General features: G+C 29.9%; 20 protein-coding genes. 7 read left to right on the top strand and 13 right to left on the bottom strand.

What is annotated here, in order from left to right:
- The first annotated feature begins 14 nt into the window (after positions 1 to 14).
- Complete coding sequence (locus MPF19_RS06940; RefSeq protein ID WP_502925064.1) at positions 15 to 836, top strand: hypothetical protein; 822 nt, start codon at positions 15 to 17, stop codon at positions 834 to 836.
- 26 nt (positions 837 to 862) lie between these two features.
- Here MPF19_RS06940 and MPF19_RS06935 read toward each other — a convergent pair whose 3' ends face one another.
- Positions 863 to 1,756, bottom strand: a complete 894-nt coding sequence (locus MPF19_RS06935; RefSeq protein WP_284041416.1) for a lysophospholipid acyltransferase family protein — start codon at positions 1,754 to 1,756, stop codon at positions 863 to 865.
- 84 nt (positions 1,757 to 1,840) lie between these two features.
- On the opposite strand from MPF19_RS06935, the gene MPF19_RS06930 reads away from it, so the two are divergent.
- From MPF19_RS06930 to MPF19_RS06920, 3 genes are all read left to right on the top strand, one after another.
- Entirely contained in the window at positions 1,841 to 2,497 is a 657-nt protein-coding gene (locus tag MPF19_RS06930; protein ID WP_249987403.1) for a rhomboid family intramembrane serine protease, read from the top strand.
- A gap of 147 nt (positions 2,498 to 2,644) precedes the next feature.
- On the top strand, positions 2,645 to 3,190 hold the full coding sequence (locus MPF19_RS06925; protein ID WP_203393656.1) for a DUF8465 domain-containing protein: 546 nt from the start codon (positions 2,645 to 2,647) through the stop codon (positions 3,188 to 3,190).
- A gap of 15 nt (positions 3,191 to 3,205) precedes the next feature.
- Positions 3,206 to 4,339, top strand: a complete 1,134-nt coding sequence (locus tag MPF19_RS06920; protein WP_203393655.1) for a cysteine desulfurase family protein — start codon at positions 3,206 to 3,208, stop codon at positions 4,337 to 4,339.
- Between the two features lie 68 nt (positions 4,340 to 4,407).
- Here MPF19_RS06920 and MPF19_RS06915 read toward each other — a convergent pair whose 3' ends face one another.
- From MPF19_RS06915 to dnaN, 10 genes are all read right to left on the bottom strand, one after another.
- Positions 4,408 to 5,946 (bottom strand): hypothetical protein, encoded by a 1,539-nt coding sequence (locus tag MPF19_RS06915; RefSeq protein ID WP_249987401.1) that lies wholly within the window; start codon positions 5,944 to 5,946, stop codon positions 4,408 to 4,410.
- Positions 5,947 to 5,956: 10 nt separating this feature from the next.
- The gene (locus MPF19_RS06910) at positions 5,957 to 8,248 is read right to left on the bottom strand and encodes an FdhF/YdeP family oxidoreductase (protein ID WP_249987399.1); all 2,292 of its coding nucleotides are present in this window, start codon (positions 8,246 to 8,248) and stop codon (positions 5,957 to 5,959) included.
- A complete protein-coding gene (gene fdhD / locus MPF19_RS06905; RefSeq protein ID WP_203393652.1) occupies positions 8,241 to 9,050 on the bottom strand; it encodes a formate dehydrogenase accessory sulfurtransferase FdhD in 810 nt (269 codons plus the stop codon). The genes MPF19_RS06910 and fdhD overlap by 8 nt, the downstream gene beginning before the upstream one ends.
- A gap of 195 nt (positions 9,051 to 9,245) precedes the next feature.
- On the bottom strand, positions 9,246 to 10,436 hold the full coding sequence (locus MPF19_RS06900) for a class I SAM-dependent methyltransferase (RefSeq protein ID WP_203393651.1): 1,191 nt from the start codon (positions 10,434 to 10,436) through the stop codon (positions 9,246 to 9,248).
- Between the two features lies 1 nt (position 10,437).
- Positions 10,438 to 11,520 carry an AI-2E family transporter gene (locus MPF19_RS06895; protein WP_203393650.1) on the bottom strand — a complete coding sequence of 361 codons (1,083 nt, stop codon included), beginning with the start codon at positions 11,518 to 11,520 and terminating at the stop codon, positions 10,438 to 10,440.
- Entirely contained in the window at positions 11,520 to 12,797 is a 1,278-nt protein-coding gene (locus MPF19_RS06890; protein WP_203393649.1) for a hypothetical protein, read from the bottom strand. The genes MPF19_RS06895 and MPF19_RS06890 overlap by 1 nt, the downstream gene beginning before the upstream one ends.
- A 112-nt stretch (positions 12,798 to 12,909) precedes the next feature.
- Positions 12,910 to 13,773 carry an RluA family pseudouridine synthase gene (locus MPF19_RS06885; protein ID WP_203393648.1) on the bottom strand — a complete coding sequence of 288 codons (864 nt, stop codon included), beginning with the start codon at positions 13,771 to 13,773 and terminating at the stop codon, positions 12,910 to 12,912.
- A gap of 103 nt (positions 13,774 to 13,876) precedes the next feature.
- Positions 13,877 to 15,571 (bottom strand): gamma-glutamyltransferase, encoded by a 1,695-nt coding sequence (gene ggt, locus MPF19_RS06880; protein WP_203393647.1) that lies wholly within the window; start codon positions 15,569 to 15,571, stop codon positions 13,877 to 13,879.
- A 54-nt stretch (positions 15,572 to 15,625) separates the two neighbouring features.
- Positions 15,626 to 16,234: an acyl carrier protein phosphodiesterase gene (locus tag MPF19_RS06875; protein WP_502925062.1), complete on the bottom strand. Its 609-nt coding sequence runs from the start codon at positions 16,232 to 16,234 to the stop codon at positions 15,626 to 15,628.
- 111 nt (positions 16,235 to 16,345) lie between these two features.
- Entirely contained in the window at positions 16,346 to 17,464 is a 1,119-nt protein-coding gene (gene dnaN / locus MPF19_RS06870) for a DNA polymerase III subunit beta (RefSeq protein WP_203393646.1), read from the bottom strand.
- Positions 17,465 to 17,731: 267 nt separating this feature from the next.
- On the opposite strand from dnaN, the gene MPF19_RS06865 reads away from it, so the two are divergent.
- The 3 genes from MPF19_RS06865 to MPF19_RS06855 all read left to right on the top strand — a co-directional run bounded on the left by MPF19_RS06865 (position 17,732) and on the right by MPF19_RS06855 (position 23,226).
- Entirely contained in the window at positions 17,732 to 20,230 is a 2,499-nt protein-coding gene (locus tag MPF19_RS06865; protein ID WP_249987397.1) for a PIG-L family deacetylase, read from the top strand.
- Between the two features lie 296 nt (positions 20,231 to 20,526).
- A complete protein-coding gene (locus MPF19_RS06860) occupies positions 20,527 to 22,248 on the top strand; it encodes a sodium:solute symporter family protein (RefSeq protein WP_249987395.1) in 1,722 nt (573 codons plus the stop codon).
- A gap of 6 nt (positions 22,249 to 22,254) precedes the next feature.
- Entirely contained in the window at positions 22,255 to 23,226 is a 972-nt protein-coding gene (locus MPF19_RS06855) for a Gfo/Idh/MocA family protein (protein ID WP_249987394.1), read from the top strand.
- On the opposite strand, the gene MPF19_RS06850 is transcribed toward MPF19_RS06855, so the two are convergent.
- Together MPF19_RS06850 and MPF19_RS06845 are read right to left on the bottom strand one after the other, a co-directional pair.
- Complete coding sequence (locus MPF19_RS06850) at positions 23,207 to 23,836, bottom strand: class I SAM-dependent methyltransferase (protein WP_203393642.1); 630 nt, start codon at positions 23,834 to 23,836, stop codon at positions 23,207 to 23,209. The two genes, MPF19_RS06855 and MPF19_RS06850, sit on opposite strands and share 20 nt — an antisense overlap.
- Positions 23,837 to 23,900: 64 nt before the next feature.
- On the bottom strand, positions 23,901 to 24,572 hold the full coding sequence (locus MPF19_RS06845) for a 3'-5' exonuclease (protein ID WP_249987392.1): 672 nt from the start codon (positions 24,570 to 24,572) through the stop codon (positions 23,901 to 23,903).

Genomic DNA, 24,572 nt, shown 5'->3' with positions numbered 1-24,572 from the left:
GTTCATTTTTATTAATGAGTATCTGTGCTTTTTCACAAGAAAAAAAGACAGAAGATTTTAAAAAAGTAGATAAAATAACAAATAAAGGAAAGTTCTTTTTTTATTGGGGATGGAATAGGGCTAATTATTCTAATTCTGATATTCATTTTAAAGGCGATAATGGTAGCTACGATTTTACCTTACATAATGTAAGAGCAAAAGACAGGCAGACTCCGTTTAGTTTTAATGATTATTTTAATCCAGGAAATATTACGATTCCTCAGAATAATTATAGAATAGGTTATTTTTTAAAGGAAAATTATACAATTTCTATTGGTGTAGATCACATGAAGTATGTAATGGTTGCAGACCAAACAGTTAAAATTGATGGAGTTATTACAAATTCTGGTAATCCTGATTTTGATAAAGTTTATAACAATGAAGATAGAATATTGTCTAAAGATTTTTTGCAGCTAGAGCATACAGATGGTTTAAACTATGTAAATGTTGAGTTTAGACGATTTGATGAAATTGGTCATTTGATAGGTATAAACCATAAAAACTTTCAAATAAACCTTAGTGAAGGTTTAGGAGCTGGTATTTTATATCCAAGAACAGATGTAACTTTATTTAATCAAGAAAGACATGATGAGTTTCATATTGCCGGTTGGGGAGCTTCTGCTGTAGTTGGTATAGATTTAACTTTCTTTAAATATTTCTATATTCAATCAGATTTAAAGTTTGGTTATATAAATATGCCAGATGTTCAAACTACCTATAATCCAAATGATGGAGCATCTCAAAGTTTTACTTTTTTTCAGAGAAACATACTTATAGGAGGAAGATTTCGCATATAAAAATTATAAATAAAGTACTAAAAGAATTATAAAAACTCTTTTGGTACTTTATTTCTATGTTTAAAACGTTTGTGAGACCATAAATAAACCTCTGGTTGGTTTCTAATATTCCTTTCCGTTATTTCTAAAAACTTATCGGTAAGTTGGTAATCTTTATATTCTTTTGGGTTTTCAGTAATCAATTCAAATTCTACTTCATAATAACCTCTTTTAATTTTTCTTGTCGTCCAGTAGACAAAAGACATATCGTACCTTTTAGCTAATGCTTCCGCACCCGTATGAATAGGAACTTTTATTCCCATAAATTCAGACCAATAATGAGTTTTATTTATTATTGGAGATTGATCGCTTAACAAAATATAAATTCCTTGTTTTTTATTTACAAAATTCCTGTGAATATTTCTTATTGTATCTGTTGTTCTATACAGAGTTCCACCAAATTTAGAGCGAGACATTTTAACAACCTTTTCAAAATACTTATTTTCGACTTTAGTATAAGCAGCATAAAAATGTGGTTTTTTAATTTGTAAAGGTAAACCCGTAAGCCATTCCCAATTTGCTTGATGAATTCCAACTAACGAAATACTTTTTCCGTTTTTTGCAACTTCTTTAAGTAAATCAATGTTTTTATATTTTATTCTTTTGGAAATTTCTTTTTCGGAAATTGTAAAGGTTTTTATCGTTTCTACAATAAAATCGGAAAGATGTCTAAGAAAACCTTTACTTATTTTTATAATTTCTTTCTCACTTTTTTCAGGAAAAGCTAAACGTAAATTTTCTAGTACAACTTTTTTTCTATAACCAATAATATAGTAGTTTAAGTAGTAAAGTCCATCGGAAATTAGGTATAATATCCTCATAGGAAGTTTAGAAAATAACCAGATGAAAGGATATATAAGACTAAAGACTATTAAATGCATGGAGTATTATTTTAGATTGCAAATATCGGATATAAATTTAAATTGATATAGTATTAGTAAATCAGATTTTAGTAAGTTTGTTGTATGATGAATAATATAAATCAAGCAGTTTTATTACTAATTATAGCCAATGTTTTGGTTTCTATGAAAGGGTTTAAGGATTATGCTTTTCTAGACAAATATAAATTTCAAGTAGGTAAAGTTTTATCTGGCGAAAAAATAAGAACAATTACCTCTGGTTTTTTGCATGTTGATTGGATGCATCTTGGTTTTAATATGTATGCTTTATATCTTTTTGGAGATATTGTAGTACATATTTTAGGAGTTGTAAATTTTTTAATTATTTATTTTGGTAGTCTATTAGCAGGCAGTTTATATTCACTTAGATACCACAAAAATGATCCTTATTATAGTTCCATAGGTGCCTCTGGTGCAGTTTCTGGTATTGTATACGCATCTATACTTTTATATCCGGGAATGGAACTGTATTTATTTTTTATTCCAATACCAATTCCTGGTTATATTTTTGGAGTTGGGTATTTACTATATTCAATTTACGGAATGAAAAAGCAATTGGGTAATGTCGGTCATTCTGCACATTTAGGGGGAGCTATAGGAGGTTTTGTAATATCACTTTTATTAAACCCTTCATTATTTAATACAAATAAGGTTTTAGTTATCTCATTGGGTATCCCAATTATTTTGTTATTACTTTTTGGTGATAAATTAAAAAATTTATAAAAAAGATAGCTGTTTTAAAGACATCTTTTTGCGCATAATTTTATTCTGAGAATTTATACTGTTTTTAGGAGAAACCTATTTCATCTTGTTATTTTTGTAGCGAACATATCTTTGTAAAGTTTTAGTAGAATTAATTTAAAATTTAGAATGAATTTAGAAATTGGAAATAAGGTAGCCGTTTTAGATGATGTTCTAAAAGGAAAAGTCATCAATATTAATGGTGATGAGATTTTTGTAGAAACTACGGATGGTATGGTGTTTAAGTTTCATTCGTCTGAGTTAGTTAGAATTGATGTAGAGCAACATGAATTATCTAAATATAGCGATATAAATAATGCTTTATTAAAAGATAAGATAGCCCAAAATCCACCGAAGAAAAGTTTATTCAAAAAGGAAAAAAAGGAAGTGATTTTAGAAGTCGATTTACATATAAATAAACTTGCAAAATCTACAAAATATATGGATAATTATGATATGTTAAATCTTCAGCTAGATACCGCAAAAAACAAAGTAGAGTTTGCTATTTCTAAAAGAATTTCTAAAGTAGTCTTTATTCATGGAGTAGGAGAAGGAGTATTAAGATCAGAACTTCAAAGATTGTTAAGTAAATACCCTGTTAAATTTTATGATGCTTCCTATAAGAAATATGGATTAGGAGCAACAGAGGTTTACATTTTTCAAAACCCTAATTAATTGTAATTTTAAGTTATGAATACTGTTTATTTAGATAGCGCAGCAACCACACAAATAGATGATGAAGTTATAGATGTAATATATACTTCTATGAAAAGTAATTATGGTAATCCTTCATCAATTCATCATTTTGGAAGAAAAGCAAAAACTGCGGTAGAAACTGCAAGAAAAAAAATTGCGAAACATTTTAATGTAACTGCAAGTGAAATTATTTTTACTGCAGGAGGTACAGAAGCAGATAATTTAATTTTACACAATGCTGTTTTTAATCTTGGAGTTAAAAGAATTATTACATCTAAAATAGAGCATCATGCCGTTTTACATACGTGTAATCATTTAGAAAAAACACATCACATTATTGTAGATTATGTTGATGTTGATGAATTTGGAACAGTTAATACTAAACATTTAGAAGAACTTTTATCAGCTTCAAAAGAAAAAACATTAGTAAGTTTAATGTTGATAAATAATGAAATTGGTAACATTTTAGATATTGATACTATTGCTGTAATTTGTAAAAATAACAATGCATTATTTCATTCAGATACTGTACAAGCTATTACTCATTATCCAATTGATTTACAAAAAATACCTGTAGATTTTATTGTAGCAAGTGCACATAAGTTTCATGGACCAAAAGGTGTAGGGTTTGCCTTTTTTAGAAAAGGATTTGGAATTTTACCGATGCTTCATGGTGGCGATCAAGAAATGGGAGCTAGGTCTAGTACAGAAAATGTACATGCAATTTTAGGCATGGAAAAAGCATTAGAAATTGCAATTAAAAATTTAGATAAGGACAAAAAAGATATAGAAAATTTAAAAGGATATTTTATGACTGAATTAAAGAGTCTTTCTAAAAATATTCAGTTTAACGGACTTTCTTCAGACTTAGAAAAAAGTAGTTATACCATTTTAAATGTGCGTTTTCCTTTTACAAATGAGATGCTTTTATTTAGTTTAGATATGGCTGAAATTGCTGTTTCTGGTGGAAGTGCATGCCAAAGTGGAAGCAATAAAGGTTCACATGTTTTAAGAGAAATTTTAAATGATGCTGATGCCGATAAAACTTCAGTTCGTTTTTCTTTTTCAAAATATACTACAAAACAAGAAATAGACTTTGTTGTAAATTATTTAAGAGAAAATATTTAAAATAAGGTGATAAATATAAAAACATCGCTAGTATTAAAAATATTTTTTAATACTAGCGATGTTTTTCATTATTTCAACTTCAAAAAAGAGATGTTATACTTTAAACCAAGGTTGATAAAAGGGCTACTCAATTCGCCTCCTTTTGCTTTTACATAACCTGAAGCTGCTCTTAAATTTAACGTTTTAGAAAGCTCATAATTGAATCCTAAACTAGGTTTTATAATTAAACCTTGTCCTGTACTAATGTTTCCTCCACCTGCGGCACCTCCTAAAACTTGTGTAAAAAAGGAAGTAGAATTATTTAACATCGGATTCGTTTTTAAACCTAAACCAACCAAACCTTCTGCATAAGCACCTGCATTACCAAAATTGGCAAAAGAAGTTTGACCAGCTACAAATATATTTTTATTTAAATCTAAATTTACTTGTAAAGAAATTTGATGCATGTGTTCTGTTACATCTTCCATTCTTTTGGCATTAAAATACATGTCTTGCTTTACAATTACCTCAAAACCTTTAAATTTTCCTTGTGTAAAAGAATTGTTTTCGATTTTTACACCATTTCTCTCTATATAATATTTAATACCAACTCCAAAAGTAGAGGTATAAAAATCTTTATTTGGCGTTAATAAATACCCTTTGTTAACGGAAACATAAATGTCTTTAAATAGTTGTTGTTCTAAAGAGATGTCTGGGTAGATTAAAAAACCACCATTAGTATTTATCCCGCCGCCGCCGCCGGCACCAATACCAAATTTAGCTAAAATGTTGGTTCTGTTATTGTTCATTGATAAATGATAACCTCCACCTAAAAAAACATCCATATAACCAGCTCTAATGCCATCATAGGCGCCATCTACTTTTAAGAATGTAAACCAGTTTTTATGTATGTAAGAAGTAAATTCGAATCCAGCTAATTTTATGGTTTTTCCATTATTAATTCCTTGTGTATCTCCTTTGATTTTAAGGTTATTAAAATGAACCATTAAAGAATTTCTTTTTGGATTTTGATTCCAACTGTTATTCTCAAAAGAATTTAAATCTATTTCTTTTTCTGCCGATTTATAATTTGAATATTCAAAATCTAAAGGAATTTCTAAAGCAACATTTAGTTGGTGTCCTTTAATTTCTCCACCATCAAAAAAGTTAATATAACTCCAACCTCCATTTATTGAAAAGTCTTTAAAATCATAACCTAAATTAAAATGAGGTAAGATAAAAGCACCACCACCATCTGGAGCACCCGCACCACCACCGCCACCAAAATGAAAACCGGTATCTGCATATAATTTTTCAGAAAAATATTTTTTAAGACCTGCATTTACACCTAATGTAAAAAAACCTCCTCTAATGCCGGAAATAGAACCATAAAGTCCAACACCAGCATAGAATTCATCATTTAAAAATAGATTATAATGAATACCGGTAAATCCCATGTTTGGTTCTTCAGAAAGGATACCATCAATTTCTAAAATAGGCATATCTATGGAAAGGAAATCTATTTTTGCAAATCCTTTTTGTGTTATTTTCTTCGGAATATTTTCTGTTTGAGAAAATAGTATTTGTTGAGAAATAAGTACTATAAATAAAAAAATAATCTTTTTCATAAAGTGATTTTTATCTTTTTTTGATGGTAATAATTACTGTTTTAGAAGTAGGAGTATTACTAATATCTGCTTTACTTTTTAAAGGCACGAGTACATTTGCTTCTGGAAAATAAGTAGCTGTACATTGATTAGGAATCTCATAAGGAACAACCAAAAAACCTTTTGCTATTCTTTCTTCATTCTTAAAATGACTTGTTAAATCAACTAAATCTAATTTTTTTAAATGTAATGAATTCATGTCGTTTTCATTCATAAAAATAACTCTTCTTTCATTTAAAACACCTCTGTATCTATCATTTAAACCGTAAATGGTAGTGTTGTATTGGTCATGAGTTCTAATGGTCATCATCATAAATTGATTTTTTTCTAACTCAATTTCAGAAGGTTTATTAATGCTAAAATTAGCTTTACCCGTTTTTGTAGGTGTAAAATCATTTTCTCGTGCATTGTTTGGTAAATAAAATCCGCCTTTAATTCTTACACGTTCATTAAAATTTGTAAAACCAGGAATGGTTGCTTCAATTTTATCACGAATAAGGTCGTAATTAGAAATTAATTCTAACCAATTGGTTGTTGAATTTGGTAATGTAGCATTAGCAATGCCAGCTACAATTGCAGCTTCACTTAATAATTGACTTGCACAAGGAGCTAAGGTTCCTTTAGATTGATGCACAACACCCATGGAGTTTTCTACAGAAACAAATTGTTCTCCTTTTTCTTGGAAATCTTTTTCTGTTCTTCCTAAACAGGGTAAAATTATTGCTTTTTTACCTGTAATTAAATGACTTCTATTTAGTTTGGTTGATACTTGCACTGTTAAGTTACAGTTTTGTAATGCTTTTGCAGTAAAAGTAGTATCTGGAGTAGCAGAAATAAAATTACCACCCATTCCCAAAAACACTTTCGCATCTTTTTTATACATGGCTTCTATAGCTTCTACAACATCAAAACCAAATTTTCTTGGGGCTTTAAATTCAAACTCTTTTTCTAAATTATCTAGAAAGGAAGCTGGCGGTCTTTCCCAAATTCCCATGGTTCTATCTCCTTGCACATTTGAATGACCACGCACAGGACAAGTTCCTGCTCCTTTTTTTCCTATACTACCTTTTAATAATAAGATGTTTACAACCTCACGGATATTATCAACCCCATTTTTATGTTGAGTTAAACCCATTGCCCAACAAATAATTATATTCTTATTGTTGATAATTAGGTCTGTAGTTTCCTTAATTTGTTCTAATGTTAAACCAGTTTGTGGTAATAAGGTATCTATAGAATATTTGTCTAAATCTTCTAAAAGAGTTTCTAAGCCCGCTGTTTTTTCTTCAATAAATTGATGATTGAAAACAGAATTAGGTTCAGCATCTTCTTTTTCTTTCATCAACTTTAAGATGATTTTTAATAAAGCAACATCACCATTAATTTTTACAGGTAAAAATAAATCGGTTAAATCTTGTCCACTACCAATCCATTTTAAAGGATTTTGAGGATCTTTATAATTCATTAAACCAACTTCTGGTAGCGGATTTATCGTTATTATTTTTCCACCTTGTTTTTTTGTTTCACCTAAAGCACTTAACATTCTTGGGTGGTTTGTCCCTGGGTTTTGCCCAATAACAATGACTAAATCTGTATGATTAAAATCGTCTAACGTAACAGAACCTTTTCCTATTCCTAGTGTTTGAGAAAGTGCAACACCACTAGATTCATGGCACATATTAGAGCAATCTGGTAAATTATTTGTCCCAAATTGGCGCACAAATAATTGATATAAAAAAGCGGCTTCATTACTAGTTCTGCCAGAAGTGTAAAAAATGGCTTCATCTGGCGAGTTTAAAGAATTTAATTCTTCACCAATTAATTTAAAAGCTTTTTTCCAAGAAATTTCTTCGTAATTAGTTGCTCCTTCAGGTAAATACATGGGGTGTGTAATTCGACCACTTTTACCAATTTCATAATCTGATAATTCAGACAATTCTTGCACAGAATGTGTTGTAAAAAATATAGGAGAGACTTTATTTTTAGTTGCTTCTTCTGCTACTGCTTTAGCTCCATTTTCGCAATATTCTGCTAAAAAAGCCCTTTTCTCATCAGGATCTGGCCATGCACAACCAGGGCAATCAAAACCATCTTTTTGATTTAGTTTTGATAACAATTGAATCCCTTTTGTAACACCAACTTCATTCTTTATATGAGTTAAAGCAGAAACAATAGCCTTTACACCAACAGCAGTTTTTGGAACTTCTGTTAAACGAATTCCTGTTAATTTTTCGGGAGGTTGTTCGTTTAATTTTTTAGACATAAATTGTTTTTGTTTTAATAAATGATGGATTTGAATAAATGGTCATTTTGTTGTCTCTGGTAAAACCAATTAAGCAGATACCAAATTCTTTGGCAAAATCTACCGCTAAAGAAGAGCAAGCAGAAACGGCTACAATAATAGGTATTTTTGCAATGAAGGCTTTCGAAACAATTTCATAAGAAACTCGGCCACTTACCAATAAGTATTTTGCATGGCTTAAATAATCTTTTATCAACAAATCTCCAATTACTTTATCAACAGCATTGTGTCTGCCAATATCTTCTTTAACAGTTAAAAATTCGTGGTTTTTATTAAAAAGTGCTGCAGCATGACTTCCTCCAGAATTTTTAAAAGTATGTTGAAAATCATTCATTCTTAAAAACATTTCATGTAAAATATCACTGGAAAAAGAATTTGGTTGTGTTAATTTTTCCCCATGCACTTTAATGTCTTTTAATTCTTTTTTACCGCAAATTCCGCAAGAAGAAACAGATAATAATGTTCTTTTATTCAAATACCCTTTTCCTAACAAATCTTTAGAAATAGGAATATTTATAATAGTAGGACTTCCATTTTCTTCCTTAACCACTTCAAAATTTAAAGTTTTATTACTTTTATAAATATCTTCGGCAAAAAGCAAACCTCTTATTAAAGCGTTGTCATTATCTGGGGTTCTCATAACCACAGTATAAGGTTCTTTATTAATATTAATTTGTAATGCAGCTTCTACTACCAAAACATCGTGAATTGAAGTTTGTGTATTTTCATTAATTTTTAGTGCTTGATAAGTAATCGTTTGCATGATTTATAAAGTTAAGCTTCCAATACAAACTTACTGAAAAAAGTAGTTGCTAAAAAACAAAAGTCTCGAAAGTGAATTCGAGACTTTTTATTTAAGTGTTTCAAGCCCCTAATCAAGGAACACTTAAAGTGTAGGTAAATTTAATAAAAAACTGATTGTAATATTGAAAATAAAATTTAATTTATTAACATTTAGCTAATTAAGTTGTGTTTTTTTGCAAATAAGAACAGCATACTCATTTATATTAAGTGTAGTAAGGAATAGATATAAATTGCCACCGTCTTTAAGTTTTGTTTCTTTTCTAATTTGAGCTACTGTTTTTGGGAAATTTCTAGTTGTAATATTGGCTTTGTTTTCAGGTACTAATTTCTTTAGTTTTTTCTTATCATAATTTACTACTTTTTCTATTTTAAAAACCCGTCCAGGAAAATTGATAATTTGATCTGAGGTATATAAATGTGAGTGTTGATGTAATTTAAATACTTTTAATTGTTGTGAAATTTCATGAAAACCACCAGATTTTAAAATGGCAGCATTTGGTTCATATAAATAAGTAAGCGGTTTAGAATATTCTGAAGTTAGTTCCTCTTTAAAATTAAAGTTAAAGGTTTGCAGTTCTTTTTTACCAATATTAACAGTTTTAATTTTTATAGGTTGATCATACTCTTTTTCTAATAAAAATAGTAATTCTTTTACTTCATTATTTACTGCAATAATATGAATTTCTTTTACATATTTTAATTCATTTATAGTGCTAGTAATATCTAAAATGGGAGAGTTTTTAAGGAGAATTTGATTTGTTTTAGAAAACAAAAAGTCGATATTTTCTGGAACATTAGGTAAACAATCTTTCAGTAAAAAAACTTTTCCTTTTACATCATCTCTTCTTGATGGATCTATGTAAATACAATCGAAATTAGCGGTGTCATTTTTAAGGAATTCAATTCCATCACCAGAAAAAGTAGTAATGTTTTCTTTTTTTAATTGCTGATAATTGTGCTTAACAATTGCAGATAAATGATTATTAATTTCGCAGTGCGTAACTTCTTTAAATTGTTTAGAAAAGTAAAAACAATCTACACCAAAACCACCTGTAATATCTATAATAGAGTTACCAGAAACTAAATTACATTTGTATTTTGCTGTAATTTCTGATGATGTTTGTTCGATGCTTATTTTAGGTGGATAATAAATGTTTTTTGTCTGAAACCAGGTAGAAAGTTTCTGTTCAGATTTTTGTTTTGCAACAATTTGATTCGCCAATTCTTGAATAGAGATATCCGTAAAAGGACTTCCTTTTAAAATCAGTTTTGTAATGTTCGATTTTAAATGATCAGTAATAAATTGCTGAACTTCTGGATGTAATATTGCTAAATTTAAGGACAATTTAAATATCTTTTGTAATCGATTTTACTATTTTATTATCAGACAAAAACTCTTTTAAAATCACTTTTAAGGCGGTGTACATTGGTACTGCAGTAATCATGCCCACAATTCCAAAAAGTAACCCACCGATAATAATAATTAAAAAGATTTCTAAAGGATGCGATTTGGTGGTTTTTGAAAATATAATAGGCTGACTCCCAAAATTATCAATTAATTGAGCGATAAAATAACCAATCATTACGTACATAGTTGTGGGTAAAATTTCTGTTTGAAAATCTTGACCAATATTACTAGTCATCGATAAAACAAACATAATAACAGCACCTATTAAAGGTCCCACATAAGGAATTAAGTTTAATAAGGCACATAAAAAGGCTATAACTACTGCATTGTCTATGCCGAAAATTAACAAAATAATGGTGTATAAAACAAATAGAATCGTAATCTGAAAAAGTAATCCTATAAAATATCTTGATAGTAAATCGTTAATGGTTTCCAAAGATTTAGAGAATCGACCTTCATTTCCTTTAGGAATTATTGTCATCACCGCTTTTTTTAGTAATAATTTGTCTTTCATAAAAAAGAAAGAGATAAATAATACTGAAAATAGGCCAACACTTAAAGTACCTACAGCAGCCAAAATAGCATTTAAAAAATCAGGAATTTCTTTAAATTGAGAAACAAAATTTAGATTTTTTAATTCGTTTAAAACATCAATTCCTTTCGATGAAAAATAAGAGGTTATTTGGTTAAATATTTCTTGAATATTTGCTTGTAATTTATCGACTTCTAATAATGATAAACTTTTACCTTGCTCAGCCACTAAGGGGATAAACATTAGAATTAAACCTGTTAAAAGTCCTAACATTAAAACCATTGTAAATACAACTGCCATTGTGTTCGGAAACTTTAATCTTTTTCTAAGAAAAAGAATGATGGGTCTTGCAATTAATGATAAAATTCCTGCAATAATAATATAAACTATTACAGATTGAATTGTATATAAAAAATAGCCTAGAAGGAAAATTCCTAATAGAATACTCAAGGCTCTTAAAATTCCGTTTGCTATTATTTTCGAATTCATTAGTTATATCCTTTTACGGTTCCCATGCTTAAAATTTTTCCATTACCAAATACATGATTTGTTGGTAATAAAGTTCCACTTTCTGTGGTTGTCCAATCTTGCCAAGTAGCGGGAGTTCCGTTCATTTTTTTACTTGGTACAAACATTTTATAACTTTTAGGAACATCATTAGAATCTAAAAGCCAAAGATATGAATCTCCAGGCGTAGAGCCGCCAGTTGTGTATTTTACTAATAAAGCATCTTTGTTCTCTTCTTTATAAATACTTCTTATAATTCCGTTTTCAAAAAGTTTATGAGGAGCAACCAACCAAAAAGAATCATTATTAAAAATGTCCCAAACTTTTTTTACAATGGTAGTATCTGCAATTTCTTGTTTTTTATTATTGAAGAAAATCGTACTTTTTTCTCTGTTTCTAGGAAATAAATTTACACGAATAGTATCCCAAGAAACGGCTACAACATGTTTTTCTTTATCCCATTTAAAATGTCTTTTACCAGCAAAACTCCATTCTATAAATCGTGTTTTTTTATAAGCTTCATGTTTTATTGCTTTTAAAATTTTATTGGCTAATTCGTTTGCTTTTTCATTGTATGCTTTCACATTTCCCATATCTAATTGTAAGCCGAATAAAGAAAAGGTATGTGATTTGGGTAATTTTATACCAGACTCTGTGTTTTTTAAATCAGACCAAGTTGCAGAAACGCCGCCCATAGGAATTATTGAAACCCACATTTTAAAAGATCTAGGTAAGTAATTATCGTCCAAAATCCATAAATAAGAATCTCCAGGAGTTGATCCGCCTGAGGTGTACGTAATTAATAGAGCATCTTTGCCATTATATTTTACAAGGCGTCTTTCTGTTCCTGGATCAAAAACTTTATACGGAGCAACCAACCAAAAAGAATCGTTGTTAAAAAAATCTTGTGCTTGTGTTATTAATTCTTTGTTTCCTGTAAGATTTCCATCAATATATACTTCCGATTTTTCTGGGTCTTTCGTATGTAAAGTTACCTTGTATTGTGCCCAAGAAATATGAACTATGTTTTCTTGCTTATGCCAAGTGTAATGATGTTCATTCCTAAAACTCCATTTTATAATTTCGGTATTATTATATGCATCAATGTTTAGGGAACTCAACATTTTAATAGCCAATTCATCTGCTTCCTTTCCTTGTGTTCCTTTGGGTAAAGATTCGTTGTTCGTCAAATAATAAATAGCTATGGTTGCAATTATAAGTACTATTATAATTCCGATAAATTTAAAAAACTTCTTCATGTATTATAATTTATAAGAGGTTGCTAAATTAATATTTTTAAAATGAAGAAACTATTTGTTGGCTTTATATAATTAAATATGGATTCTCAGTAAAAAAGGAAGCAAATAAAAGTTAAAAATCAGAAAAAATCTTTATAAATTTTTTAGGGAGTTCTTTTGTAATTAAAATAGATTCTTTTGTAAACGGATGAATAAACTCTAAATTAGCAGCGTGTAAATACAAGCCTTTTCCGTTTAGAATTTTATTTTCTATAAAATATTCTTTATCACCTAAAATAGGATTTTCAATAGCTAGTAAATGTTTTCTTAATTGATGTTTTCTACCTGTTTTTGGTTGTAGTTTTACCAAGTTTAAAAATCCAAATCGTTCTGAAAGGACAGATTCTAAAACTTCATATTCTGTTTGAGATTTTTTTTCATCAATAGAAAGATCAATAATTCCAGAAGCATTCATTTTACCAATAGTAATTGCAAAATAGGTTTTCTGAATTTCTTTATCTTTAAACAACTTTCCTAATACTGTAATAGCAGTGCTCGTTTTTCCGATTAATAAAAGTCCGCTTGTAGGATAATCTAATCTGTGGATTGGTTGTGGTTTTACTGCATCAGCTAAAGTACTTTTTTTAAGGTTTTGGGTTAAACCATTTGCAATCGTTACAAATTTGTTTCCACTGACTAAAATACCTGCAGGTTTGTATATAATGGCTAAATGATCATCTTCAAACAATACTTCAATATCAAGTTCTAATCTTTCAAAGGTGGATGAATTTTTAGATTCAAAAAGTTCTATTTTTTCTCCACCGGAAATGTATTTGGATGTGGTAGCTAAACTTCCATCAATAAAAACAAGTTCTTTTTTTATGGCTTTTTTAATGCCAGACTTTGTTGGAATGGATTTGAAAATTCCAACACCATATTCTTGAAAACGAATTGGTTTTTCAAGTTTTTCTACAATATGGGTTTCAGATAATTGCATTTTATTAAGTTTCTTTAATTCAATATTTTATTTTTGCTAACTGCTAACTGCTAACTGCTAACTGCTAACTGCTAACTGCTAACTGCTAACTGCTAACTGCTAACTAAAATCCAACAGCAGTATCGTCTCCACGTTTATCTGCTCCACCTTCTAAACTAGTATCCGGTAACACCAAAATAGCAGAAACTTTTCCTATAATTCTAGAAGTAGTTTCATCAATTGGGTACCCAAGTTCTTTTAAATCTGATATCACTTCTTTATCAAAACTATTTGGTTCCATTTTAATAACATCTGGCAACCATTGATGATGAAATCTTGCTGCATTTACAGCTTCTTGCATGCCCATTTTATATTCATGCACATTTAAAATTGTTTGTAAAACGGAGGTAATAATTGTAGATCCTCCTGGAGTTCCTACCACCATAAAAAGTTTACCTTCTTTTTCTACAATTGTGGGGGTCATAGAACTTAACATTCTTTTCTCTGGATGAATTTCATTGGCTTTTGCACCAATTAAACCAAACATATTTGGCACACCAGGTTTGCTGCTAAAATCGTCCATTTCATTATTGAAAAAGAAACCTAATTCAGGTGAATATAATTTAGAACCATAAGCACCATTTAAGGTTGTGGTAACAGAAACGGCATTTCCAAACTGGTCTATAATAGAATAATGAGTTGTTTCATCACTTTCTATAATTTCTATATTTCCATGAGAAACATCGGCAGATTTTGTAGCTTTTTCAAAAGAAAAATCTGCCATTCTTTCTTTAGCATATTCTTTAGAAATTAATTTTTGTTGTGGTACGGTAACAAAATCAGGATCACCTAAAAAGAAACTTCTATCTGCATAAGCGCGTCTTTCTGCTTCTGTAATTACTTGAATAGATTTGGTTGTATTGTGTCCGTATTTACCTAAGTCAAAAGGCTCAATAGCTTTCATTATTTGTGCTAAAGCAACACCTCCGCTAGAAGGGGGAGACATTGAAATTACTTTTAAATCATCATATTTAAAAGTAACGGGAGTTCTCCATTTCGCTTCATAATTTGCTAAATCTTCTAAAGTGATGATTCCTCCATTTGCTTGAATAAAACTCACTATTTTTTTTGCAGTTTCCCCTTTGTAAAATTCATCCAATCCGTTTTGTTGAATTCTGATTAAGGTTTCTGCTAAAGCAGGATATTTAATGGTGTCATTTTCTTTCCAGTTTTTACTTAAAGGAATGGAGTCTTTATTTGCTTTTAAAAATAAAGGTTGATAGTTTTTAATTCTGTCTTCTTGTTTTTTAGTTACAACAACACCTCGTTTGGCTAAGACAATTACGGGTTTTAGAATTTCGGACATAGGCAGAGTCCCAAATTTTTTATGAGCTGCAAAAATTCCTGCAAGCGTACCAGGAACTCCTACTGCCAATGCACCTAAAGTACTTTTTCCTGCAACAACATTACCTTCATTATCTAAATACATGTCTTTGCTGGCAGCTAATGGAGCTTTTTCTCTATAATCTAAAGCACCAATTTCTCCATCAGCTTTTCGGTAGACCATAAAACCTCCACCACCAAGGTTTCCTGCAAAGGGATAAGCAACCGCTAAAGCTAAATCTGTTGCAGCCATTGCGTCAAAAGCATTACCACCTTTTTTAAGAATTTCAATACCAATTTTAGAGGCTTCAACTCTTGCAGATACAATCATTGCTTTTTGAGATATTAAACCTGTAGAGTTTTTTTCTTTTTTAGGTGCTGTTTTACAGTTGATTAACAATAATGAAAATGTAAATAATAACAGTGCGTTTTTCATATAGTTAGTTGTTTTAATTCTTAAATAAATGATATGTCAATAGAAAAATTATTTCTATTTATTTTTATATTGAATGTCGGTTAATTCTTTGAATTTTTTATTTGTGTGCTCAATTAAGTCTTTAAAAAATAAGGTAAAATCTTCTTGGAGTTCATCTTCTAAAAGGCGTAAGTCTTCGATGGCTAGATTCATTTGAGATTTTCCTTTTGTTCTGGTATTCATTCCGTTTAAAACCTTTGCAATTCCGTCTTTATATTGATAATTGAATAAAATATTATATTCAATCATATACTTAATAAAGTTTTGAGACTTTACAGGTAAATCGTCTGAAATTTTGCTAAATAATTTATAAACGCTTTTGGTATACACATCCAAAGAAACGTCAGAATAATCAGCCCAATTTTTTGCTAAGAAATAATCATAAAAAATATCGATAATTACGCCATCATAATGTCTGTACCTTTTATGTAAACGTCTTTTGCTTTTCCGTACAATTTCATGAGCATCTGTAAAAGTGTCTATTTCTCTGTGTAAGAAAATTCCTTGCTGAATTTCTTTAGAAAAACCTTCGTAATTATTACCTCTAATATGGTCTGCAATAAAATTACCAATCATAATATTGGTGTCGTTTTGTGATAGATATAAATGGGCTAGGAAATTCATAAAGGTAAATGTAAAGAAAAAATTTACAAAGCATAAAAAAACCACAACTGAATTAAATTCAATTGTGGTTTTTTAAAATATCTATAAATTTAAGATTATAATAATCCGAATTTAACTATTCAACATTACAGGCATTACCAACATGGTAACTTGTTCACCTTCGTCTGTACCATCAATAGGAGTTAAAATTCCTGCTCTGTTTGGTAAAGACATTTCTATTAAAACATCGTTAGAACTTAAGTTGTTTAACATTTCGCTTAAAAAACGAGAGTTAAAGCCAATCTGCATATCGTCTCCTTGGTAATCGCAGCTTAAACGTTCGTCTGCTTTGTTAGAAAAATCTAAATCTTCTGCAGAGATATTTAATTCTGTACCCGCCATTTTTAAACGAATCTGGTGTGTTGTTTTACTAGAGAAAATAGAAACACGTCTTACAGAGTTTAAGAAAGAAGCTCTATCAACTGTTAATTTATTAGGATTCTCTTTAGGGATAACCGCTTCGTAATTAGGATATTTTCCATCAATTAAACGACACACTAAAACAATATTATCAAACGTAAACTTTGCATTTGCATCATTATATTCAATAGTAACATCGCTATCAGAACCACCTAAAATTCCTTTTAATAAGTTTAAAGGTTTTTTTGGCATAATAAATTCTGCAGTTTGATCTGCAGTAACATCTGTTCTTGTATATTTAACTAATTTATGTGCATCTGTTGCAACAAAAGTTAAACTTTGTGAACTAAATTGAAAAAATACTCCACTCATTACTGGGCGTAAATCATCATTTCCTGCAGCAAATATAGTTTTAGAAATTGCAGTTCCTAAAATGCTAGCAGGCACAACTGTTGTACTTGGTGATGCCAAAGTAACCGCTTTAGGAAATTCATCTCCACCAAAATAAGCCATGTCATATTTACCCTGATCAGAACTAATTTCAATTGCATTGTCACCTTCCGTTTTAAACGTTAAAGGTTGGTTTGGAAACGTTTTTAGAGTATCTAATAATAAACGGGCAGATACAGCAATAGATCCAGAACTTTCACTTTCTACTTCAACCACAGAACTCATAGTTGTTTCTAAATCTGATGCAGAAACCTTTAATTCATTCTCAGCTAATTCAAACAAAAAGTTATCTAAAATTGGTAAGGTATTGTTACTATTTATAACGCCGCCTAAAACTTGTAATTGTTTTAATAATTGCGAACTCGATACAATAAATTTCATGTAATGTATTTTCTTAATTTGTTTTACAAATATAACTTTATTAAGTGACTTTAAAAATTAATTTATTAACAGGTTATGAGCATTTTTTTTGAGGATTTAGAAACGTTATAATTATGTTAACAAACTTTATTTTGATTGATAAAAAACTACATTTGTTTTTATTGATAATCTCAGATTTTTTTAAGATTGTCACTTCGAACTCAGTTGAGAGGTTTCTATTAAGTCTCAACTGAGCTAGATCTGACAAGAATTGACCAATTTATACATATGAAGAAATTTTTACTTTCTACACTCGCATTTTTACTGATTTCAGTGTCAGTGTTCGCTCAAAAACCACAAAAATTAACCTCGAATCAGATTTTCGAAAAAATTCAGAAACTTAATTTCTTAGGGACCGCTTTATATATTGCGGCACATCCAGATGATGAAAATACACGTTTAATTGCCTATTTAGCAAATAATGTAAAAGCTAGAACAGGATATTTATCTTTAACAAGAGGAGATGGAGGACAGAATTTAATTGGTCCGGAAATTAGAGAATTACTTGGGGTTATTAGAACCCAAGAATTATTGGCAGCAAGAAGGGTAGATGGTGGAGAACAACTATTTACAAGAGCCAATGATTTTGGGTATTCTAAAGATCCAGATGAAACCTTAAAAATTTGGAATAAGGAAGAAGTTTTAAGTGATGTTGTTTGGGCAATTAGAACCTTTAAGCCAGATGTAATTATCAATAGATTCGATCATAGAACACCAGGTACAACACATGGGCATCATACAAGTTCTGCTATGTTAAGTGTGGAAGCTTTTGATATGGTTGGAGATTCTACAAAATATACAGGTCAATTAAAATATACTAAAACGTGGCAACCAAAACGTTTGTTTTTTAACACATCTTCGTGGTTTTATAAAACGCAAGAAGATTTTGATGCTGCTACCAAAGGAAAATTAACATCGTTTGATGTTGGTGTATATTATCCGTTAAAAGGAGTTTCTAATAATGAGTTGGCTTCTATAGCAAGCAGCCAGCATTTATGTCAGGGTTTTGGTAGATTAACTACCCGAGGAAGTGAAAATGAATACGTAGAGTTTTTAAAAGGAGAAGCTCCAAAAGATAAAAATGATATTTTCTCTGGAATAAATACCACTTGGAACCGTCTTGAAAATGGAGGTGAAATTGGTGATATTTTATATGATGTAGAAAATAATTTCGATTTTGTAAACCCGTCTAAGCACTTACCTCAATTAATGAATGCCTATAGTTTAATAGAAAAATTAGAAGATACGCATTGGCGAGCAATTAAAGAAAAGCAAATTAAAGAAATTATAGAAGCGTGTGTAGGCTTGTATTTAGAAGCTTCGGCAGTTAGTTCTTTTGGAACACCAAATTCTAAAATTGATGTAAATTTTGAAGTAGTAAACAGAAGTAGTTATCCTATGATATTGACTTCTATTACAACTACGTTGGATGAAAATACAATATACAAAGGCTTTGAATTAGAGCAGAATAAGAAACTAAATTTTAAAGAAAATATTTTACTGAAAACGGATGAATTTACAGATCCTTATTGGTTAAGAAAAGAACCTTCTTTAGGAATGTATAAAGTAGATAATCAAGAATTGATAGGGAAACCAGAAACACCAAGAGTGGTTAAAGTAGCTTTTAATTTGGTTGTAAATTATTTGCCAATAACAATTACTAAGAATGTTGTTATGCGATATGCAGAAAGAGATAAAGGAGAAGTTTACGAACCTTTTGAAATTTTACCGAAGGTAACTACTAAGCTAAAGGATAAGGTGCTTATTTTTTCTGATAGTATTTCTAAAAAAATTGATGTGGAAGTAAGAGCAGGAGCAAATTACGTAAACGGAAAAGTGAGTTTAAAAGTTCCAGAAAACTGGAGTGTTACGCCTAAAGATATTTCTTTTGATATTGCTCAGAAAAAAGATAAGCAAACCGTTTCTTTTATGGTAACACCTCCAAAAGAGCAATCTGAAGGGAAATTACAAGTTGTAGCATTGTTAGAAGGGAAAACGTATACCAAAGAATTGGTGGAAATTAATTATAGCCATATTCCCAAACAATCTGTTTTATTAAATTCTGAAGCAAAAGTGGTTCGTTTAAATATTAAAACAACAAATAATAAGATTGGGTATATAAAAGGAGCAGGAGATGTTGTTCCAGAAAGTTTACGTCAGATTGGGTATACGGTAGAGAATATAAATCCGTTAGAAATTAATGATAAAAACTTATTAAAATACGATGCTATTGTTGTGGGTATTAGAGCTTACAATGTAGTTGATGAGTTAAAGTTTAAACAAAAATACTTGTTAGCGTATGTAAAACAAGGAGGAAACATGATTGTGCAATATAATACGGATAGAAATGTAGATGTTGCCGCTCCTTATCCTTTAAAATTGTCTAGGGATAGAGTAACAGATGAGGCTGCAGCCGTTTTAATTTTAGCAGAAGACAACCCTTTAATGAATTTTCCTAATAAAATTACAAACGAAGATTTTAATGGTTGGGTACAAGAACGTGGTTTGTATTTTCCTAATATTTGGGATGAAGCTTACGTGCCTGTTTTATCTATGCATGATAAAGGAGAAAACATGAAATTGGGTAGTTTACTGATTGCAAAGTATGGAAAAGGAAATTATATATATACGGGTTTAAGTTTCTTTAGAGAGTTACCTGCAGGTGTTTCTGGTGCGTATAAATTATTTGCAAATATGCTGTCTGTAGAGAAAAACGTAGTAGAATAGTTTTAAAATTTTAGGTTTCAGGTTTAAAGTTGGAATAATAATATAGTGAAGTTAAAAAGAAAGCAAATAGGTTTAGCCCTGATTGAAACCTTTCGACTTCGCTCAAGACAGGCTTTATCCTTTTTTGAGGAACGAAAAAAAGATATAGTGGAAAGCAGGAAATAGCTTCTAAAAAATAAGATAAAATGAAAGAGCGAAAATATACTTGGAAAAAAGAATATTCAATGGTTTTAATTGCCAATGTAATTTACATTATTGCGTTTTATTTTATTACAAATTATTTTACGGTTTAGTCTATGGAAATTGAAAGTAAATTACATGCAATAGATTGGATTATTCTGTCTGTAACCTTGATTTTTATTGTGGCTTACGGAACGTATGTTACCCGAAAAAATGATAATGTAACCGATTATATAAAAGGAGGAAGCGATTCTAAATGGTGGACGATTGGACTATCTGTTATGGCTACACAAGCCAGTGCAATTACCTTTTTATCTACACCAGGACAAGCGTTTCATAGCGGAATGGGGTTTGTACAATTTTACTTCGGTTTGCCAATTGCAATGATTATTATTTGCGTGGTGTTTATACCCATTTATCATAAATTAAAAGTCTATACAGCCTACGAGTTTTTAGAGGGAAGATTCGATTTAAAAACGAGAAGTTTAGCGGCAATTTTATTTTTAGTTCAGCGTGGTTTGGCAGCGGGAATAACCATTTTTGCACCTGCAATTATTTTAAGTGCTGTATTAGATTGGGATTTGTTAACCCTGAATATTATCATTGGTTTTTTAGTGATTATTTACACGGTTTCTGGAGGAACAAAAGCGGTAAACGTAACACAAAAGCAACAAATGATTATCATTTTTATTGGAATGCTAATTGCGTTTTTTATGATTATGAGTCAGCTTCCGGAGAATATAACCTTTACCAATGCATTAGAAATAGCGGGAGCAAGTGATAAAATGCAGGTGTTAGATTTTTCTTTCGATTTAAGTAATAGATATACGGTTTGGACAGGGATTTTAGGAGGAACGTTTTTAATGTTATCGTATTTTGGAACAGACCAAAGTCAGGTGCAGCGTTATCTGTCGGGGAAATCGGTTAGAGAGAGTCAGTTGGGTTTAATTTTTAATGGATTGTTAAAGGTACCAATGCAGTTTTTTATTCTGTTAATTGGGGTAATGGTTTTTGTTTTTTATCAATTTAATGCATCTCCTTTAAATTTTAATCCTACAGCAAATGAAGCGGTTCAGAATTCTAAATATTTAGCAGAATATCAAGAGTTAGAAGCAGAGCATGCCATTATAGAAAATGATAAAAGGTTGTTGTTTTCTGATGGATTTCAAGTGGAAGAAAAACAAAGAATTCAAGAATTAAATTCTAGAGATTTAGAGCTAAAAGAATCGGCTAAAGAAATTATTAAAAAAGTTGATGAGAAGTCGATTAAAAAAATAGAATCGAATGATAAAGATTATGTGTTTATTCATTTTATTCTAAACAATTTACCAAGAGGATTAATCGGACTTTTATTAGCTGTAATTTTATCTGCAGCGATGTCTTCTACAGCGTCTGAATTAAACGCCTTGGCAAGTACAACTGCTATAGATTTATACAAGCGAAACGTAAGAGAAGATAAGAGCGAAGAGCATTATGTAAAGGCTTCTAAATGGTTTACGTTGGCTTGGGGAATTATTGCCATTTCGGTAGCTTGTGTAGCTAATTTATTCGATAATTTAATTCAGTTAGTTAATATTATTGGGTCTATTTTCTACGGAAATGTCTTGGGTATTTTCTTATTGGCGTTTTTTGTTAAATATGTTACAGGAAATGCTGTTTTTGTAGCAGCATTAATTACGCAAGCTTTAATTATTACTGTATTTTTACTTGATTGGTTGCCGTATTTATGGTTGAATTTATTAGGGTGTGCGTTAGTAATGGGAATTGCAATTATTATTCAAACATTTATGCCTTCTAAAGACAATCATACGGATGATTTAAAAACAATAGAAATTTAATGTGTTATGGAAAAGAAAACGATTAAATGGGGAATTATTGGTCTAGGTAATATTGCTCAAAAATTTGCTAAAGATTTAGCCACTGTAGAAAATGCAGAATTAGTTGCTGTGGCATCTAGAAGTCAAGAAAATGCTGATAAATTTGCTCTAAAATATAACTCAAAAAAAGCCTATGCTTCTTATTTAGATTTAGCTAATGATGCTGAGGTAGATGCAGTTTATATTGCAACTCCACACAGTTTTCATAAAGAGTATGCGATACTTTGTTTGCAACATAAAAAAGCGGTTTTATGCGAGAAACCTTTTGCAATGAATTTACAAGAGGTAGAAGAAATGATTGCGGTTGCAAAAGAAAATAATGTGTTATTAATGGAAGCGTTATGGACTTATTTTTTACCACATTATACCTATGTTTTAGAAAGTCTTAAAAACGAGAAATTTGGAAAGGTATTAAAACTAGAAGCAGATTTTGGTTTTTATAGAGCATTTGATAATGAGAGCAGATTATTTAAAAAAGAAGTAGGAGGAGGTAGTTTGTTAGATATTGGTATTTATCCAATTTTTGCGGCATTATCAACTTTAGGGATTCCAAATACTATAGAGGCAGATGCTACTTTTTTTGATAACGGAGCAGACTCTGCATGTAATATGACGTTTGCTTATAATGACACGAAAGCTGTTTTAAAAAGTACATTGTTAGAAGATGCTGCTACAGAAGCAATTTTTACTTGTGAAAGAGGGATTATAAAAATAAACACCATGTTTCATATGCCTACAACTGTAACAATTACAGAAAACGGCAAAGATGAAACCATCGATTTTAAGTACAAAACCATTGGTTATAATTTTGAAACAGAACACTTTAATAATCTGTTAAGAGCAAACAAAAAAGAAAGTGATGTAATGACTTTCGATTTCTCTAAAAACATAATAGCTACGCTAGATAAAGTTAGAAGTATTATAGGTTTGGAATATTAGTTTTTCTTCCAATAAAACGTATAACGTTACTTTTTGCTTTATGAAATAGACCTTCTTCGAGTTCTATTTCTTTTTCTTCTAATAAGATAATTTTAAAATTAGGAAAATCGTTTTTGATCATATCTATAGAAAATAAAAAATCAATGTTTTTTGGACCTCCAGCATTTGGGTTTTCTTTTTGTAATTCAAAATGATTTTTACTAAACCCTTCGAGGATTATAATTCCGTTGGGTTTTATCAATGCTGCTATTTTGGAGTGATACTCCGATAATATATTAGGAGGAAAGTGGGCGAAAATTAAAGAAGCAATATCAAATTTTTCATTCAATAGATTCAGACTAAAAAAATCGCCTACTTCATAATTAATTTTTACATTTTCTTTTTCAGCAAGTTTCAAGGCTTTGTTTTTTCCTTCTATACTAATATCAAAAGCAAAAATTTCTAAGCCTTTTTTTGCAGCATATACGGCGTTTCTACCTTCTCCTTCTGCAGGAAATAAAATTTTGCCTTTTAAATTATAGGTATCTAAAGTCTCTTTTAAAAATTCATTGGGTTTTATTCCATATGCATATTCTTTATCTGCATATCTTTCATTCCACATTTCTTTCATAGGATTATTTTAATGTTAAAATTGATTTTTTGAAGGAACCAATACTTTAAGGTTAAAAAAAATATTAAATTGAAAATAAATCTTTAAGTGTTAAATTGTCGTTTTTATTTAAACGTGCCATTATTTTTAAAAATACTATTGCGGTAATAAAAGCATCTCCGGTTGCCGTATGTCTATCGCTTTTAGAAACATTTAATTCGTCGCACAATGTATCTAAAGTAAAACGTTCTTTTTGGAGTGTGTTTTGATAAACAGCATGTTTAGATTTTCTGTATAAATGTTCCGTATCTAAAGTTTTGTTTTGAATATTGGGTAAATGATTTCTTTCTAAAATTTGGTTCATCATCATCATGTCAAAATTAATATGATGCCCTACTAAAATAGCATTACCAATGTATTTTAAAAAACTTTTTAGCGCTTCTAATTCAGTTATTTTAGTAATACGTCCTTCTTTTAAAAGGCCATGAATATGTACTGTTTCTGGATTAAAAAATTCTTGTTTTAAATATACTTCAAAACTATCGTTTACATTTAAAGTGTTATTTATTAAGGAAACGGCTCCAATAGATAAAACTCGATCTTTCATTCTATTAAAACCTGTAGTTTCAGTATCGAAAACAACAAATCTAGTTTCGGAGATACTTAGTTTCGGTGTATTTGAAATACTTTCTTCGTACTCTAAAAAGTAATCGGGAAGCTTATTTTGCTCTTTTTTATTAAACCAACTAAAATTCAT

The organism is Polaribacter sp. Z014, from assembly GCF_023555435.1.
Lineage (GTDB): Bacteria > Bacteroidota > Bacteroidia > Flavobacteriales > Flavobacteriaceae > Polaribacter.
Note: the sequence above shows the minus strand (reverse complement) of the source record. Positions and strands in the feature narration are given on the sequence as shown.

Excerpts from the sequence above, each read along its gene's own strand:
- MPF19_RS06940 (WP_502925064.1), top strand. The coding sequence starts at position 15 with ATGAGTATCTGTGCTTTTTCACAAGAAAAAAAGACAGAAGATTTTAAA.
- MPF19_RS06935 (WP_284041416.1), bottom strand. The coding sequence starts at position 1,756 with ATGCATTTAATAGTCTTTAGTCTTATATATCCTTTCATCTGGTTATTT.
- MPF19_RS06930 (WP_249987403.1), top strand. The coding sequence starts at position 1,841 with ATGATGAATAATATAAATCAAGCAGTTTTATTACTAATTATAGCCAAT.
- MPF19_RS06925 (WP_203393656.1), top strand. The coding sequence starts at position 2,645 with ATGAATTTAGAAATTGGAAATAAGGTAGCCGTTTTAGATGATGTTCTA.
- MPF19_RS06920 (WP_203393655.1), top strand. The coding sequence starts at position 3,206 with ATGAATACTGTTTATTTAGATAGCGCAGCAACCACACAAATAGATGAT.
- MPF19_RS06915 (WP_249987401.1), bottom strand. The coding sequence starts at position 5,946 with ATGAAAAAGATTATTTTTTTATTTATAGTACTTATTTCTCAACAAATA.
- MPF19_RS06910 (WP_249987399.1), bottom strand. The coding sequence starts at position 8,248 with ATGTCTAAAAAATTAAACGAACAACCTCCCGAAAAATTAACAGGAATT.
- fdhD (WP_203393652.1), bottom strand. The coding sequence starts at position 9,050 with ATGCAAACGATTACTTATCAAGCACTAAAAATTAATGAAAATACACAA.
- MPF19_RS06895 (WP_203393650.1), bottom strand. The coding sequence starts at position 11,520 with ATGAATTCGAAAATAATAGCAAACGGAATTTTAAGAGCCTTGAGTATT.
- MPF19_RS06890 (WP_203393649.1), bottom strand. The coding sequence starts at position 12,797 with ATGAAGAAGTTTTTTAAATTTATCGGAATTATAATAGTACTTATAATT.
- MPF19_RS06885 (WP_203393648.1), bottom strand. The coding sequence starts at position 13,773 with ATGCAATTATCTGAAACCCATATTGTAGAAAAACTTGAAAAACCAATT.
- ggt (WP_203393647.1), bottom strand. The coding sequence starts at position 15,571 with ATGAAAAACGCACTGTTATTATTTACATTTTCATTATTGTTAATCAAC.
- MPF19_RS06875 (WP_502925062.1), bottom strand. The coding sequence starts at position 16,234 with ATGAATTTCCTAGCCCATTTATATCTATCACAAAACGACACCAATATT.
- dnaN (WP_203393646.1), bottom strand. The coding sequence starts at position 17,464 with ATGAAATTTATTGTATCGAGTTCGCAATTATTAAAACAATTACAAGTT.
- MPF19_RS06865 (WP_249987397.1), top strand. The coding sequence starts at position 17,732 with ATGAAGAAATTTTTACTTTCTACACTCGCATTTTTACTGATTTCAGTG.
- MPF19_RS06860 (WP_249987395.1), top strand. The coding sequence starts at position 20,527 with ATGGAAATTGAAAGTAAATTACATGCAATAGATTGGATTATTCTGTCT.
- MPF19_RS06855 (WP_249987394.1), top strand. The coding sequence starts at position 22,255 with ATGGAAAAGAAAACGATTAAATGGGGAATTATTGGTCTAGGTAATATT.
- MPF19_RS06850 (WP_203393642.1), bottom strand. The coding sequence starts at position 23,836 with ATGAAAGAAATGTGGAATGAAAGATATGCAGATAAAGAATATGCATAT.
- MPF19_RS06845 (WP_249987392.1), bottom strand. The coding sequence starts at position 24,572 with ATGAATTTTAGTTGGTTTAATAAAAAAGAGCAAAATAAGCTTCCCGAT.